Origin of the sequence: Butyrivibrio sp. AE3009 (genome assembly GCF_000420845.1) — a bacterium.
In the GTDB taxonomy this organism is placed as follows: domain Bacteria; phylum Bacillota; class Clostridia; order Lachnospirales; family Lachnospiraceae; genus Butyrivibrio.
This window is the reverse complement of record NZ_ATVS01000035.1, coordinates 1-16,074: the sequence shown is the minus strand read 5'-3', so window position 1 is coordinate 16,074 and position 16,074 is coordinate 1. Positions and strand designations below refer to the sequence as shown.

Sequence of the window (16,074 nt, the reverse complement as noted above, 5' to 3'; positions counted from 1 at the left end):
TTGCAATCCGCTAAATGAAGCACCCTTAGCTGGGCGCACTACCTGGTACCACTGTTATTATCAATCATAAATTCCTTTACCCATACAACACTTCTTAAATTTCTTACCGCTGCCGCAGGGGCAGGGATCGTTGCGGCCCACCTTGGGAAGCTGACGAACCACCGGCTCCCGGGGAACATATCCCCCGAAATCCCAGTTACTTTCATCGCCGAAGGGTAAGTCTTCAAAATACGGCAGCCTCGCGCCGGAATCTATCACCCGAAGCATGGCTTTAATCTCTTTTTCCAGAGAGTGATCCATTAATCTTAGCTTCTGCAAAATTTCCTTTGCTTTGGAGCGCTCATCAAGAGCCATATATGCTTCGGGAAGATAAGCCAGAAGCTGTTTGTTATCGGGATATTTATCAAGAAGCTCATCTGCAAGTTTTATGGATTCTTCTCTGTGATCCCTAAGTTCATTCTCAAGCCTCAAAGAATAAAGAGCCCACTGATCTTCTTCCGGGAAATTCTTAAGCTGTGTGTCTCTGCCTATCTTTTTGCCACGTCCAAGCTTTTCGCCCATAGGAAGGCCTTCGGGATACTTTCCTGTTTTCTTGTAAAACTCATATTTGGTATAGCCCTTAAGCTGTGGAAGGGCCATCTCTCCTACGCAGGCGAAGGCCGCATGCCAGTACATAGTACGGATAAACGGATCGTCCACAGGATATTCGTCCATCAGCCTGTCATAAATATAGGCCGCACTCTTTCCTCTGATGACATCAGAAAACAGACTTTCCACGCAGTCTGCTATTTCACTGTTGTCAAGTCCTATTCCCTCTTTTAAAACATCTGCCAGATTATCCCAGCAATAAAATTGCTGCGCCACGTTTCTGCTAAGGACTGAAGGATCATTCAGATCCAACGGTTTATAATCTATACTATCGTCTATTTTGTATTTGCTGCGATATTCCAGGATTTCTTCCGCAGGGTAGCCGGGTGCTGTGGCAAATGTTTCCCCGGTTATCTCATTTGTACCGGTTGTTACCATATTCATCATCCTGGAATGCCAGTAAAGCATTCTCTTTAATTCCTTTGTATCCTTCACTCCCGGGAATTCACCCCGGACCATATCAAGAGCATTATCAACTTCAATAAAGCCATAGTTTCGAATTACCGCTCCAAGCTTGTCATCGAAGACATCAAGCCTCTCATAGATTTCCTTCGCATTTACCTTTTTTATGGAGTCTGCAATATTATATGCATCCTCGGCAAGCTGAAGTATGCATTTTTTCCCTTTATCCTTTACATGCAGAAGTCCCAGCATTGATGCAATCTGTATAGCTTCTGCGACATCGTCGGGAACATATTCACCAAAGCCCAGTTCATCTGTTTTCCCGGCAAAAATGTCAAATAGCACCTTAAGAGAATTCTCATTAAAAGCAAACAGATAATAGCCCGGATTCTTAGAAAGGAATTCAACCAGTCTTTTTATCTTGGACAGCTTGGTGCTGCCTCTTCCTACAGAAAGCTGAAGGTATTTGGTGAAATTGTCAATGTCAATTTCCCGAAGATTCAGAAGATAGTCCTGTATCAGGTTTCCGGACTTTTCTACACTTACCTCACTCCATCTGTCAAAATCAAATCCAAAATCCGGTGTTCTCTCAATGCCTTCTGACAGGAGCCTATCCAACTCGCTCTTTTTGCCTGTACTGCCTTTGGACATTTTGACCAGACCATCAAACAACTCTGACAGAATTGCCATTTCATCGCCATATTTGCTGCGTGTGCCTTTTCCTGAATCAGCAGCTTTTTTAAAGGATTTCAGAGTTTTCCCCTTTACCTTATCCAGGGTTATTTTCCCCTTGCTAAAATATATATCATTAAGCTCGCTTTCAGTAATGGGCTTTATTTTTTTCTCAGTGACCATCATTTGAGAAAGAGTATCATTTACATGGTCCATGTCATATGCAGAGTGGGGAGTTTCTCCATACCAGTCCTTCATTTCCTCGTGGTCTGGATTCTTCGGATCATTCAGGGCCTCCATCAGTTCATAATACCCACAGATTCCGCCGCAGTCCTCCGGAGGAGTATCGCCCTTAAACTTAACTACACAAGGACAGTCCTTGTCATAATCCTCCAAAACAGCCTCAATCCTGACCTCATGAGTCCAGTCATCACCAAAATCATAGGTATAAGTAAATGTTTTAACTGTCTCAAGAAAGTCATCGATTATGTACTCTGAGGCGTCAAGATCGACATAGCCCCACATAAACCTGTCATATTCAGGATTTTCCACAAGATTTATCTTAAGATTATTGAAGCTGTACTCACTTAAATGATATCCCGTCCACCCCATTACTTCCCGGATCACATGGGTCAGCTGCGAAAAAGACAGACCTGCAGGCACTATACATCTTCTCCAGATTGGCGGTTTTGAATTCTTGATCGTTATTTTCAGCTGATATGCTTTCATGAATATTTCGCTCCTTTGCCCAATAAAAATAGCATTTCAATTATATGTATTATCTTTAGCACATAGTAATATAGCATCTGAAATGCTGCTAAATACGATTCCGTGCTTTTTTGCCTTGGAACAGTCCATCCATAGATTATGTCTGGCAGGCGCATCATTTACCTGTATATTAAGTCCCAGAGCACTGACAAATTCCCTAGTGATCTCATACATAGACTTTTCTGTCTCACTTCCGAAGTTATATGCTCCGCCTGGTAATGCAATGACTTTTTCAATGTTTTCAGCCACTTCCTTCACATAGGTGATTCCTCGGAACTGTTTTGAGCTGAAAGCTACCGATTCCTTAGCATTTATGATGTTCATGAAGTAGTTGGGCTTTTTGAGATAGTAGTCATACATCCATTCCGCACGCAGCATAACAGCATCGGGACAGATATCCAATACCCGCTGCTCCATCTCAAGTTTATGTTCCGCGTAGGTATTGGCCGGTTTTACGATTTCTTCAGTATAAGGTCCTTCATCCGAAAGCCCGCTATATACCTGATCAGAACTGAAACAAACCAGTTTTCGTCCCTTAGCAGCTTTTGCAATATAGCATGGTATCAAAACATTTGCGACATAAGATGCCTCAGGATCCGCTTCACACGTGCCTATATCGGATATGGCGGCAGTATGAACAATAGTATCTGCACCACTCTCTTCGATTATTCTTTTTATCTGCTCTTCAGATGCATTCCTGAGCGATGGCGCAGCAACGACATCCTTGCAGATTTCCATTATTTTATTTCCTACAAAGCCTGTAGCTCCTGTAACAAGTATCATTTTAATTTTCCTTACTTTAGAATCAACTGTGGCTTTCGCAGTCTTATTTCATATTTCTCCATCTACATAGTCTCCGCGTCCAGCCAGTTTTTAACATGTTTCTTGCAATTCCAGCAGCTGACAGACAATGAAATCCACTCAAATGCCTCTCTCCAGTCACGCTCTGAAAAAGAATCGTCATTAGCTACGCACTCATCCAAAAAGTCCTGTTTTCCCTGAGAAGAAATCGAAACCTCTACTACAAAGACATCTTCCCCGCACTTTTCACAGATATATTGCTCCATGGGCTCATTTCGATCATTATAATCATCTTTGCAAACAAAGCCATTCCAACCATGCTTACCTGAATCAAAGACAATAATTATTTCTCCACAGGAATCACATCTTGCTTGGACGATCTGCCTTTCATTGCTACTATATAGCTTGAATTTGGTACATCCGCATTTGCATCTAAGTAGCCCTTCGGCGTGGAATTCATCATTTTTTGCCCCGTTAAGGAGCAGGTACTCATCTAAGTGTGAAGGGACAGGCAGATCCTCTCTGCGTTCCTCAGAAGTTACAGTCAGTCTGCCTACTACCTTGCTTCCTTCATGAAGATCATAAACATCTCCAATCATTACTTCATCATATGGAGCTTCATCAACAAGAAATGTAAACCTGACTTCATCTGTCTTGGAAAAGTCCGGACATATCATAAAAAGGCTCCAACTTGAACCATTTTTCCATTTAATAACAGGACCATATTTTGTCCCTTCCGGATAAATGATTTCTCTGCCGCCTTCTTCTTTTGAAAGCCATGCTATCTTCCCTTTAAAATACTTCCTCATATTAGTCTGATTCCAACCTCTTTCATTTTAACTTGTGTATCTTTAAAAATCTTATCATTCACGCTGGAAACACAGTTTAGATTAACACTTACCTCATATCCGTTCTCTTTTGCGGCAAAAGCTGTTTTGGCAACACAGGAGCTGCCATCGACGCCAATAAGCTCCAGTTCTGTTACATCCTGTTCTTCCAAAAAGCTTTTGAACGCCTCAGAAGTAAAGGCACTGGGGTATTTCTTTTCAAAAATATATTCAGAAACAATGAGCAGATCGTCCGCTAAGGCATATTGGTCCTCTGACCCGGGATCACCTGCGTTTTTTACATATATGGTCAAAATGCCATCGTTATCCGCTTCGCTGATACGGTTATTGATCCTTGTAATCAGGTTCGGATCATATTTATGCATATATCTTTCCTGAACATCTATGACTAAAAGAGCCTTTTTTCCATCAAAATCATCCAGAACGGATATTTCCAAGGTATTTTGGACCTGTTTATCTCCGAAATTCTTCAAAATCTTCAAAGCATTATATCGAAAACCATTTGGATTTTTAATCTCTTTTACTCCGATGTGGCTCACAATGTCTCCTTTTTAATATGCTAAAATATATCTACAAAGAATTTTAGGAGTTTCTCATGCCAAAGACAACTATCAAAAGAATAGCAATAGCGCTATTTATAATATTATTCCTGATAATAGTATATTTCTGCATAGGACAGCCTATACTTGCTTTCGTTAATGATAGAGAATCATTACAAGAATTCATAGCATCAAGAGGCGCTCTGGGCTGGGTAGTATTCTGTCTTTTGATCGTAGTTCAGACAATGTCAACCTGTATCCCCGGCACCCCCTTCTACCTTGCGGCCGGCTTCATGCTGGGTGGACTGAAAGGAGCTCTTCTCTGTGATCTTGGAGCAACCATTGGTAACACAATTGCCTTTGGCATCGGACGCCGTCTTGGGGCGAAGCCGCTCTATTTCATGTTTTCAGAAGAAAGAATACGAAAAATAGAAGACAGGATCATTGCTAAAAATCCTGTCTTTATCCATTTCTTATTTATGCTGCTTCCGCTACCCAAGGACACCTACGCCTGGATAGGCTTTTATTCCAAGGAATCATTACCGGTCTGGTTCATCCTGACCTATATTTTTAGATTCCCGCACATCTTCGTCTATACCTTTGGCGGGGAACTCCTCATGGAAAAAAACTATGCCGTCCTCATCGCCGGAGCCATCTTCGCAATACTGGTTTATTCCGGATTGATGATTTATCTAAAAAAGAAGAAAGTTGCCTGAAGGGCATAAAATGTACTCTTTTTACCACTCTGTTCTTCTGATAAACTCTGCAAGATTCCTGCCGTATACCTCTGTCAAGATCCACAGCAAGCTTCTGATATATCTCAGCCACCTGCTTTCCGAGGTTTCTGGAGCCGGAGTGGATAATGAGGTACTGTTACCAAGAACAGGCCCATTGTCTCCAAGATAGAGGGCGACCTTTATTACTTCGACTGGCCGGAACTGCAGCTTGAGGAATACTTCAACCGCTTTGGCTTCTATTTGGCCTATCACTTATCCGATCCAATAATCGCGTCCATTACACGCCTGATCTCTTCTGCATGATGGCCATAGAAAACAATATGGTGATTTCCGCAGGGCTTTCTTAAGATCTCAGAGACGTCTTCTTGGAATTTTACAAGGATCTGTGTGCGGCACAGGTCAGCTTCATCAAGGTTTTTGAGGATTGTTCCGTCACTGACAAAATAGTGTTTAAGGTCAGCGGAAAGCCTGAAAATGGTAACATCCTGCTCCTTGAGATAGCCTTTTATCGCAACGCCTGTGCCGGATTCAAAATGTGTATCCAGGCGCAGGTCTTTGGTCATTGCCAGCGGAACTGTACAGTGGGCCAGAACCACGGTGTTATCAGAAGGAGAAATCCTTGATGGGTTGGCCTGGAATGAAGGCTGTCCTGTAAGGAGCCTTACGATATGCATGGTAATGAGGGCTGCTATATCTCCTTCACAGGTAGCTGTTAAGCCATCGTCATTGAGAAGGGCAAGGCCTGCACATCCGGTGGTTGCCAGGGGCTGCAGAAGGTCAAAGCATCTGACGGTAAAGCCTGATAGTCCATACCTTTCCGCGATTGTTTTGAAGGCTGCGTAGGTCTTAAGAGCCTTGGTTTTCTCAGCATCATCAAACACTCCGGGCAGCAGATCTTTGCCTACCATTACTGCGCGGTCATATTCCTTTTTTACCTCGTCAAGAGAAATGTCCTTAAAGGTTACGCCCAGCTTGCGGGTGACCTCTTCATAGGACGGAACCGAAGCAATGAGCCAGTCTGAAGGGCGCCCCATCACTCCGAATACGGTCTTTGCCAGCTCTTTTTTCAGCTGCTCAGTTTTGGCAAGGGTTGTTATACGCTGTGCAATGTAGTCAATATCTCCGTGAAGGATCTCGCCCTGTTTGCCATTGGCTGTGATATAAGTCATGATCTCCAGAGATGCGGCAAGGGAATTATTGGAACCGTTGGTCAGCAGATAATATGGCTCCTTAAGTTTGTCCTTGTTTTGTAAAAAAAGATTCTCACTTCCGCCGGACTGAATGAAGATGAGCTTAAGATCACAGTCGTAGTCTGCAATATCGCTCATGGCAAGGCTGCAGCCAAGTTTTTTTTCTATATCTTCGATGAATCCTCCGGTTATGGGATTGAGCATATCGTTGTAATTAAGGCCCGACCTTAAGCCGGATATTTTTATATTCATGTGGTGTCTCCTTTACATCAATCTTTTATAGATATCTCCCTTAAACTTTTTATGTTTATCCCTATACTCATGACTTCGTTCCTCCTTATGGCTTCATAATAGAGGTTGCATCATATTAATTCTAGCGAGTATGAGTTTAAGTTACAATCAGAAATTCAAGTTGAACTTGAACTCGCTGTAATCTGCTCGCATCCCTATAGCAAGCCCAGATATTATGGCAGCTTACTCCTAACGAATCGGGGCAGGACATCAAACGATGTCCTGCCCCATAACCATTAATGGAAAGTTCTTGGTACCTGGTACCATTTAGTGATTTATGGTATCAAGGATGGCTGAGGCTATCACAACATTTCCTTACTCCACAGGCTCGATACTTACAGATAGTCTTCCGCCATCGTAGCTGTCGTTTCCGTCAGGATCCACAGCAAATATGATCTCGTCACCCTTTTTCACTTCATATTCCTGATAAAAATCTTTTTTGATCTCTGAGCTGAAATTGCCCTGCGTATCTCCGCCAATCCAAAGCTTCTCATCCCCGTTAAGGAATATTCTCATACAGGTTCCGTTGGCGTCAGGATCTTCGCTGTTAGGAAACTTCACATATTCTCCGCTGATCCTGATACTTCCATCGTTTGCTGCGATCCAGAGATAAGCTGCATTTCTGCCATTTCCCGGCTCTACAAAGTCCCTTTTAAGCTCAGGTTTTCCGCTATTATAGTATCTTTCATTATCAGAATCATAGGAAAGCTCTGTAAAATTCTTGCCGTTCCAGTCGCACATTCCGTAGTGCCAGCCATCTGAGCCCTGTTCGCCGAAAGCGCCGGCAATACTTGTGCTATTGCTCCTGCCTTCGCTATCAGAGTCATCTTCTCCGGGATTCACAGGGTCTTCACCGGGTTCGGGCTTATCTCCATTTTCCTCATCATCTGAGTTCTTGTCAGCATCTTTGATAACTACAGAAAGTCTTCCGCCATCGTAGCTGTCGTTTCCGTCAGGATCTACGGCAAACATTACGATGTCGCCTTCGTGAACGATATACTCTTCATCGAATGTTATCTCTTTTTCAGAATCAAAGTTGCCCTGGGTAATTCCACCAAACCACTTCTTTTCTTCGCCGTTTACGAAAATTCTCATGCAAATGCCGTTGGCATCAGGGTCTTCATTATTGGTAAACTTGGTGTAGCTTCCGCAAACCTTTATTTTACCTGTATTAACTGCTTCCCATCTGTATGCAGCGTTTCTGCCATTTCCGGGCTCTACAAAATCCCTTTTCAGCTCAGGTTTTCCGTTATTATAGTATCTTTCATTATCAGGATCATAGGAAAGCTCTTCAAAGTTTTTTCCATCCCAGTCGCACATTCCATAGGTCCAACCATCTGAGCCCTGCTCACCAAATGATTCAAAGAGATTAGTGTTGTTAGTCCGCGGCTTTTCATCTTCAGCCTTCTCTTTTGCCGCATAAACACTCACAGACAATCTACCTGCGTCATAGGCTATATTATTCTTTCCGTCAATAACAAATGAAAGCTTATCACCTCTCCTGACGTCAAGCTGAGTAAACATGAAGTCTGCCTTGTTATCATTACCATCTCCCTGCAAAACCGCTATATCTTTTTCCTCAAGAAGCTCTTCATTTAAGAACACCTTAAGTCCCACACCATCCGGATAATCAGGATTTGCGTCAGTCTGCCCGAATTTGGTATAGTCGCCAAGCACATCGATTTTTCCATCTTCGTACACTACCCATTGATATATTGCTGCCTTCTTCTCTCCGGGATGAACAAAGTCTTTCTTCATTTCGAGATTCTTATTGGAAGGAGAAATAAAAGCAGTCTTATCCTCATTAGCATATACAAGGACTTTTGCACTGTTTAAGTCTTTTCCTTCAAGGAACCACCATCCGTCCTTACCCTGCTCGAATGATTCAAGATTACCGAGTACAGTGTTGTTGGTCCTGACTTCATCGCCTACTGAAACCTTGATTCCTTCAGTATCAGCAATATCAATTTCAAGCCTTCCTCCGTCCCAGGCATTATTCCTGTTGCAGCCTATGTCAAAAGTAAGGATGTCTCCCTTCTTAACCTGCAGTTTTGTGATGTTTACAGCTCTTGCATTATCGTTTCCTTTACCTTTCGAGCAGTTGCAAACATTGTTATACAGTCTGGAGTTATTCTTGAAGATCTCGATAGTTACGCCGTCAGGCCAGTCTGCATTGGGATCTTCATGGCCAAACTTCACATACTGACCGGTTATATCTATTTCTCCGTCAACTGCCACAACCCATTTGTACATTGCATCGGCATTGAGCCTTGGCTGCACAAAGTCCTTCTTCACTTCGAGGCCGCTTAATTTTCTTGAAATAAACCCTGTTCCATCAGCAGTCTTCTTTGACAAAACCTCTGCTTTGTCTATTCTTCTGCCTTCAAGATAGTACCAACCGTTACTGCCCTGCTCCCCAAAATCATTAGAAAGATTTGCATAGTTCCTCCCGCTGTTATTGACCATCTTCATGGTCCTAAGCTCTGCATCTTCGATCACAAAAGTGAAGTTTCCGCCGTCATAAGCGGTATTTGCCTTTCCATCTACCAAAAGAGTAATGCAATCTCCGGCACATACCTCAACATCCTCTACTGACAGATCCTTCGTGATCTTCTCATCGGTAAGTGGCGCGAAATCCTCTTTTTTCAGGACTTCTCTGTTCTTGAAAAGATACACTGTCACGCCGTCCGGCCAATCCGGATTTTTATCTTCATTAAGAAGTTTTGTATAGGATGCCATTATGTCAATCTTGCCGTTTTTTGCTGCAACCCACTTCACATTTGCAGATCTTCCCTTGTTAGCAGGCATGATGAAATCACGTTTTATCTCTATTCCGTCAAGAGTCGTGTATTTCTCGCCATTTTCCTCAAGTCGCTCAACGTTCACAGCGAAGTATGGATCCTGATAGTATCCTGACTGGAAGCACCAGCCGTTTTCTCTCTGCTTTCCAAAATCAACCTGGAGTGATGCGTTGTTTGAACGGCCTTTATCCCAATTTATAACGTCTCTCTCTGTCTGTCCCGTAAGCGCAGACAATCCCTTTATGGAAAACTCATAAAGACCTGCATCATAGGCATTGTTTTCCTTACAATTGATGACCATTGATATATAGTCATCCTTGGCAACATCAAGTCCTGCAACATCAAGTCTTTTGGTAATTTCACCTAGTTCAGCATCAAAATCCTGCTGAACTAAAACTGTGCCGTTATGATACAGTGTCACCCTTGTTCCATCCGGCCAATCCGGATTTTTATCCTCGTTCTTAAGCTTTGTATATGAAGCATCAATCCTGATCGTTCCATTTTGGGCCACTTTCCACTTGATAACTGCGGACTTGCCCTTTCCGGGATTCACAAAATCTCTCTTTATCTCCAGATCGCGTGAATCAATGTATCGCTCTTCATCAGGGCTGTATTTTCGCATATTGTAGGCGACGAACGGAGCATCTCCTATGCTTTCCTGGTAGAACCAACCATTTTTCCCCTGCTCACCAAAATCATATTTAACATCAGCAAAGTTCTGCCTTGTCTCGCATTCGTTGATCGATATATCATTTTCTGTGGTAACATCGGTGAGGTCAAAAACGGAAAACTCGTATTTTCCCGCGTCATAGGCGTTGTTTTTCTTACAATTGATGACCATGGAAATATAGTCATCCTTCTTTACTTTTAAAGACTCAACATCCATGCGCTTAGATATTTCCTGCTTGGTGTCCGGCGCAAATTCCTCCTGTGCAAGAACCGTATTATTATGATAAAGAGTAACCCTGGTTCCGTCCGGCCAGCTTGGATTCTTATCCTCGTTCTTAAACTTGGTATAGGAAGTATTAAGCCTGATTGTTCCTGTTTTTGCGACCTTCCATTTGATCACAGCAGATTTCCCTTTTCCGGGACTTACAAAATCGTTCTTTATCTCCAGGTAGCTGCTGTCAAAATATCTGTACTCCTTTTCGTCAAAGATGCGCATATTGCATACATCATTTGGGTCATCTCCATAACCTTCCTGGTAGAACCAGCCGTTTTCTCCCTGTTTGCCAAAGTCATATTTAACGTCTGCGTAGTTTTCTCTTGTATCATCTCCGGCAATAACAACGTCTTTTTCGGTTGTTGCACCGGTCCTGTCAAGGATTGCAATATCGAATGCGCCGCCATCGTAAGACGCATTTCCTCCTGCATCAACCACAAAGTATAATCTGTCTGACGTGCTTACGCTTACATTCTTTTCCCTGAAAGAAATCTCATTCTTGCCCTTCTTTGGTGCTGCAACTTTTTGGGAAAAAAGCTTTTCTCTGTTCCTGTAGACAGAGACAGTTACACCATCCGGCCAGTCAGGATTTCCGTCGTTTTGCTCAAACTTGGTGTAAGTTCCTCTTATTTCAACGGCACCATCGACTGCAGGCTGCCAGCATAGCATTGCCTCATCATTTATTGATGGATGAATAAAGAACTGGCTGATTGAAAGATTTGGAGATGTAGAATTCATGTACTCTCCGTTCTTTTCTGTTGATACAAGTCTCGCCTGTGAAACGCTTTTTCCGCACATATAAGTCCAGCCGTTATGCCCCTGATGGCCGAAATCATCAATGGAATAAGCATTATTATCAATTCTGTCTGTATCCTTTTTCGCTGTAGGACCGCCGGCATTTACATCGGAAATGGCAACATATAATGAACCACCGTCGTAAGCGTTGTTCATGTTCGGATCCACAACAAAGTACAGGCTTTCCAGCTCATCGACATGTATATCTTTTAAGGACTCTTCTACAACTTCTTCCTTGTCTGTCTTTGCATCGACCTTGTATCTTCCGATAGGTTCATCCCCCTTGTAAACATACAGTGTTACGCCATCAGGATACATGGGATTTTTATCATTATTTACGTTTTTGACATATGCAAGGTCAATATTTATATCTCCGCCCTTTGCAGCTCGCCACTCCAGTATTGATGCGACTTCCTCCGCGGTATGAATAAAATTGGACTTTATCTCTAATCCCTTTTGTCCGGGCTGAAAGTATCTCTCTCCATCATAGGATTCAAGTCTCTTAGACCTTGCCGGGTCCTGTGATGATCCATATCTGTAAAACCATCCGTTATTTCCCTGCTCTCCAAAATCTGCAACGTTAAAAGCATTATTGGTGCGGTTTTCATCATCAACAAATTCCGGTTCGATATAGTCATGCGAAATAAAAGATGAAGGCCATGAACTCGCAAGAGCAACAATCTCATCCTCGATTGTTACTATAGCTGACTGCTGAAGCGCTTCTTCATTAATTCCGCATGCCATAGTTCCTGTGCAGGTTGCAACGATCGCGAGCATTCCCCCGAGTGCAACTTTATATTTTGATGCAACTGCCACTACTTTTTTTAAATCTAACCCCATAACATTCCACTCCTATAAACGATATCTGCTTCCTAAGCCTTCTCCCAAAAGACAACTATCTTTCCTTACTTAAATGCCTTCAAATCTTCAAAACTTGCCTTTGATTCAACACTAAACACCCCAAAATCAGAGCCCTGTGACATGTACATTCTTGTTGTGAAAGCAATCTCATCGTTGACATACATGCACACAACGCCGTCTGCAACAAGCAGTGAAACATTCAGCTCATTTTTATCTGCTAAATTGAAATCAACATATGACTGAGCAGTTCTTTCCATAATATTGCTGCCGTTGTAGAACTCAATCCTGTTGTTGGCGCCGTTAAACACAATGTTCAGGCTTCCGACATTTTCTTCGTTTGTATCAAAGCAGAACCCAAACATACCGTCTTTATCAAAACCCCTGATCGTGGTCTTAATAAGGTAACTGCCAAGAAGTTCCTTAAATCCCGCCATCTCATATTTTTCACCGGCAAAAGATATAACGCCCTCCGAAAGAGAAGCTGAATCAGTCATCTTGACCGGTGTAAGCGAAAGCTCATTAGATAAAAGCTTTTCAAGCTCAGGGTTTAAAACAGGTGTGAGGCTTCCATCTTCATGCTGCACAAGCTTATGAGTGACCATATTTCCGCCCCAGTCGTAGTCCTCACTGTCTGTATGCTTTTTCTTCGTTCCGTTCCATCCGACAACATATAAGTTCTCTCCGTCTGTCTCCATTCTTCCTGCATAGAAGCCGTTGCAGTCAAAGATGTCCTGTGAAGGGATCTCAAACGGGCCCTCAAAATTGTCTGCTATCCTGTAATGAACAAGCCTGTGAGGCCACTGATCAGAGAATGACAAGTACCACTTTCCTTTATAAGAAAGGAGTGTCGGGCATTCCAGATTTGAATCGGTTCCCATATCATTTTCAAAGAAAACACCGGCATCTTCCCAGCTCTTTAAGTCCTCTGAAGTGTATCTTGCAATGACTCCGATGTTGTTCTGTCTTGTTGCAACAAGCATTGAATAGCACTTTTCTGATTCAACATAGAAAACAAACGGATCCCTGAAGTCGTTCTGTGCATAATTCTCGTTTGCATAAAGTGTATCTTCGGGAATCTTTTCCCAATTTATAAGATCGCTGCTGACAGCATGCATCACTGCTTCTTTTGGCTCAAACATATCGTTATGTCCTGTATAAAAAGCATGGTACTTACCGTCATTTCCCTTTATTACACTTCCGGTTCCAAGAGCTATGTCCTGGTCTTCTACATCGTCTCCATAATTCAAAACAACTCCCTTGTCATCATATGAGGCAAAGTCTGTAGTCTGGATCAGCCCCCAAGGGTGATATCCCTGCTTACCGTCTCTCTGGTCTGCCAGGTAAAAGACATTGTACTTTCCCTCGTCGTAAAACGGCATTGTATCGCCCACAAGTCCCTCCACTGATGCCGGAAAAACGATATGATCTTCAATGTTCTCTCCCAGATACTTTTCATCCGCTGACTGCACGGTTTCCTCTGTTGTTTCATCTAAAGCAGAATCCGGTTCTGCGGCTTTGGATGAGCATCCAACACTGGCGATGGTCATAATGCCAATCAAAAGCAATGTTTTTATTCTATGCATAATTCCTCCCTTAGTGCTTTTGCACTATCACTTGACAAAAACAATATAGCATTATGTGTCATTTGTATCAATCTAAAAGTGCATATGACACATATTTTCGTGAAATTCAGTGTTTTATGGGTTTCTTTTTTGTGAATTATGCACACTTGTCATACAGAAATTGGTGCATTTGACACATCGTTATTGCAGCGTTATGATATTTACCGAATATAAAAAGACTCAGAAAGTATTGAGGGGACATCCATTATGGGAAAAAGAGTAACATTACAGGAAATTGCAGACGCACTTGGAATGTCAAGAAATACTGTTTCCAGAGCACTTAACAACTCAGGAAGCGTATCTTCGGAAACCAGGAGTAAGATCTGTCAGATGGCTACAGCCATGGGCTACAAGCAGTTTAGTTTAGTTGATACCGCTGATGCAGCAACAAGTACGCTCTTAGCATTAAAGGACGGCAAGACAGAAATAGCCCTGTTCACTCATTCTTTTCCCGGTGCATCCCATTCAGGAACCAAGCTTCTTGAGGCATTTCAGAACAGAATAGATTCACTGGGCTACAAGCTTTCAATCAACATTATTAAAGATAATGATATTGAATCCTTAAGCCTCCCAACTAATTTTTCCATGGACAATATAGCAGGAATTCTCTGTATAGAGCTCTTTTCCGAAAAATACAGCAAATTCCTCTGCAGCCTGAATATTCCCATTCTCTTTGTAGATACCCCTGTTCTTCAGAAATTCGGATTGGCAGCTGATACTCTCTACATGGAGAATGTTACAAGCGTCTACCGCCTGATCAGTTCATTTATCCAAAGCGGAAAGAGAAACATCTCATTTGTTGGTGACAGATTCCATTGCCAGTCCTTCCATGAGAGGTGGCAGGCCTACGTTTCAGCCATGACAGATAGCGGGATTGGCATCGACACCGGATCCTGTATTCTTGATGACGACTCGAGTCCGTACAAAGATACAGATTATCTCGCAGCAAGGATCAGCGAGCTTGGGAAAATGCCTGAAGTTTTCTTTTGTGCCAACGATTACCTTGCAATCTGCACCATAAAGGCACTTAGGCAGCTTGGTAAAAAAGTTCCGAAGGACGTTGCGGTCTGCGGATTTGATAATGCGCCCGAAGCCACCATCATCGAGCCAAGTCTTACCACGGTGAAGATCCATTCAAGCTCCATGGGCTTTATTGCTGCGGATATTCTGCTTTCCAGGATCGCAAATCCAAATACTCCTTACAAAAAAACATATGTAGAAACAGATATCATAATAAGAGAATCAACCGGAAATACGATTAAATAAACTACACTTTTTAAAATAATGACATGATTTCCAGGTTGTCTATATTAAATTTATTAGTCATCGAACGGATCCTCCAACAAAAAGTAAATACTAGTAACGAAAAAACAAAAAAAGAGAAAGCCCGATTTTCTCGAGCTTTCTCAGTGTTGCAAGATCATATGTATTGATAAAATGTTTTAGTACTCAAGTTCAGTTTTCTTTTTGCCATGTCTTTCAAATGCGCTCTTGATAATGAGTCCTGCGCCGATTACAACGGGAACAAATACCAAAAGCACATCTGTAAGTGATGAATATGCAAAATAGAGTTCCGTTCCAAGTACCAGTGCTGCTACCAAAAGGATCAGTGACATTACGAGGCATCCAACCGTAAACTTGTTTTTGTTAACTACTACTGCTATCGCTGAAAGGATTAGAAGTATCAGTACAATCGCAGATGTGCTCACCCTGCCGATACGGTAGAAACCAAATGATGAAACCCTCACCATCTTGAACAGCATGAATAATCCGATGATTACCAGTACCCATCCAACATTTCTTTTTGTCATAATATTGCCCTCCTATGGAAAAGGGTAGTGTCAAATTAACTACCCGTTTTTTAGTTCTAAAACCTTGATTTATCGGGAGTTCAAAATAAAAAGAGCATTGACCTCCCTTTTTGGTATAATGTCAGCGACCAAACTCACAAAATAACCAGGAGACAATGCTCGTGAACATTATACTTTATTTACTTCAAATCATTCAACAACTCTATCAGCAAAACTGCTGGCTGATTAATTTCATCTGCAGATATATACCTCTAAAGCAGTGGGCTTTCGATGATTCTCATTCTCCCAAATATCAAAAGTTCAAAGTCGATGAACTCCCTAAGATTGTCTATTACCATCAGGATT

The 16,074-nt window shown here is 42.3% G+C and carries 10 protein-coding genes and 1 pseudogene; 3 read left to right on the top strand and 8 right to left on the bottom strand.

Translation table 11 applies throughout. The features are described from left to right. Positions 1-60 precede the first annotated feature (60 nt). The 4 genes from G588_RS22895 to G588_RS0114615 form a co-directional block, all read right to left on the bottom strand. Positions 61-2,451, bottom strand: coding sequence for an IS1096 element passenger TnpR family protein (locus tag G588_RS22895; RefSeq protein WP_022779470.1), 2,391 nt, complete (start codon positions 2,449-2,451; stop codon positions 61-63). A 36-nt stretch (positions 2,452-2,487) separates the two neighbouring features. Continuing rightward, entirely contained in the window at positions 2,488-3,273 is a 786-nt protein-coding gene (locus G588_RS0114625) for an SDR family oxidoreductase (protein WP_022779469.1), read from the bottom strand. A gap of 62 nt (positions 3,274-3,335) precedes the next feature. Next, positions 3,336-4,100, bottom strand: a complete 765-nt coding sequence (locus G588_RS0114620) for a hypothetical protein (protein WP_022779468.1) — start codon at positions 4,098-4,100, stop codon at positions 3,336-3,338. After that, positions 4,097-4,621 carry a cysteine hydrolase family protein gene (locus tag G588_RS0114615; protein ID WP_242830376.1) on the bottom strand — a complete coding sequence of 175 codons (525 nt, stop codon included), beginning with the start codon at positions 4,619-4,621 and terminating at the stop codon, positions 4,097-4,099. Before G588_RS0114615 ends, G588_RS0114620 begins: the two co-directional genes overlap by 4 nt. Before the next feature lie 113 nt (positions 4,622-4,734). On the opposite strand from G588_RS0114615, the gene G588_RS0114610 reads away from it, so the two are divergent. Further along, entirely contained in the window at positions 4,735-5,394 is a 660-nt protein-coding gene (locus G588_RS0114610) for a TVP38/TMEM64 family protein (RefSeq protein ID WP_022779466.1), read from the top strand. A gap of 269 nt (positions 5,395-5,663) precedes the next feature. On the opposite strand, the gene G588_RS20455 is transcribed toward G588_RS0114610, so the two are convergent. The 3 genes from G588_RS20455 to G588_RS0114590 all read right to left on the bottom strand — a co-directional run bounded on the left by G588_RS20455 (position 5,664) and on the right by G588_RS0114590 (position 13,879). Beyond that, on the bottom strand, positions 5,664-6,857 hold the full coding sequence (locus tag G588_RS20455; protein WP_022779464.1) for a hypothetical protein: 1,194 nt from the start codon (positions 6,855-6,857) through the stop codon (positions 5,664-5,666). Positions 6,858-7,211: 354 nt separating this feature from the next. Further along, positions 7,212-12,275 carry a hypothetical protein gene (locus G588_RS0114595; protein WP_022779463.1) on the bottom strand — a complete coding sequence of 1,688 codons (5,064 nt, stop codon included), beginning with the start codon at positions 12,273-12,275 and terminating at the stop codon, positions 7,212-7,214. A 65-nt stretch (positions 12,276-12,340) separates the two neighbouring features. Further along, on the bottom strand, positions 12,341-13,879 hold the full coding sequence (locus G588_RS0114590; protein WP_022779462.1) for a glycoside hydrolase family 32 protein: 1,539 nt from the start codon (positions 13,877-13,879) through the stop codon (positions 12,341-12,343). Between the two features lie 246 nt (positions 13,880-14,125). On the opposite strand from G588_RS0114590, the gene G588_RS0114585 reads away from it, so the two are divergent. Next, the gene (locus G588_RS0114585) at positions 14,126-15,184 is read left to right on the top strand and encodes a LacI family DNA-binding transcriptional regulator (protein ID WP_022779461.1); all 1,059 of its coding nucleotides are present in this window, start codon (positions 14,126-14,128) and stop codon (positions 15,182-15,184) included. A 176-nt stretch (positions 15,185-15,360) separates the two neighbouring features. On the opposite strand, the gene G588_RS0114580 is transcribed toward G588_RS0114585, so the two are convergent. Then, positions 15,361-15,729 (bottom strand): hypothetical protein, encoded by a 369-nt coding sequence (locus G588_RS0114580; RefSeq protein WP_022779460.1) that lies wholly within the window; start codon positions 15,727-15,729, stop codon positions 15,361-15,363. Between the two features lie 161 nt (positions 15,730-15,890). Between G588_RS0114580 and G588_RS23455 the strand changes: the two are divergent. Then, positions 15,891-16,074: pseudogene (locus G588_RS23455) on the top strand (transposase); the annotation flags it as partial.

Excerpts from the sequence above, each read along its gene's own strand:
- G588_RS22895 (WP_022779470.1), bottom strand. The coding sequence starts at position 2,451 with ATGAAAGCATATCAGCTGAAAATAACGATCAAGAATTCAAAACCGCCA.
- G588_RS0114625 (WP_022779469.1), bottom strand. The coding sequence starts at position 3,273 with ATGATACTTGTTACAGGAGCTACAGGCTTTGTAGGAAATAAAATAATG.
- G588_RS0114620 (WP_022779468.1), bottom strand. The coding sequence starts at position 4,100 with ATGAGGAAGTATTTTAAAGGGAAGATAGCATGGCTTTCAAAAGAAGAA.
- G588_RS0114610 (WP_022779466.1), top strand. The coding sequence starts at position 4,735 with ATGCCAAAGACAACTATCAAAAGAATAGCAATAGCGCTATTTATAATA.
- G588_RS20455 (WP_022779464.1), bottom strand. The coding sequence starts at position 6,857 with ATGAATATAAAAATATCCGGCTTAAGGTCGGGCCTTAATTACAACGAT.
- G588_RS0114595 (WP_022779463.1), bottom strand. The coding sequence starts at position 12,275 with ATGGGGTTAGATTTAAAAAAAGTAGTGGCAGTTGCATCAAAATATAAA.
- G588_RS0114590 (WP_022779462.1), bottom strand. The coding sequence starts at position 13,879 with ATGCATAGAATAAAAACATTGCTTTTGATTGGCATTATGACCATCGCC.
- G588_RS0114585 (WP_022779461.1), top strand. The coding sequence starts at position 14,126 with ATGGGAAAAAGAGTAACATTACAGGAAATTGCAGACGCACTTGGAATG.
- G588_RS0114580 (WP_022779460.1), bottom strand. The coding sequence starts at position 15,729 with ATGACAAAAAGAAATGTTGGATGGGTACTGGTAATCATCGGATTATTC.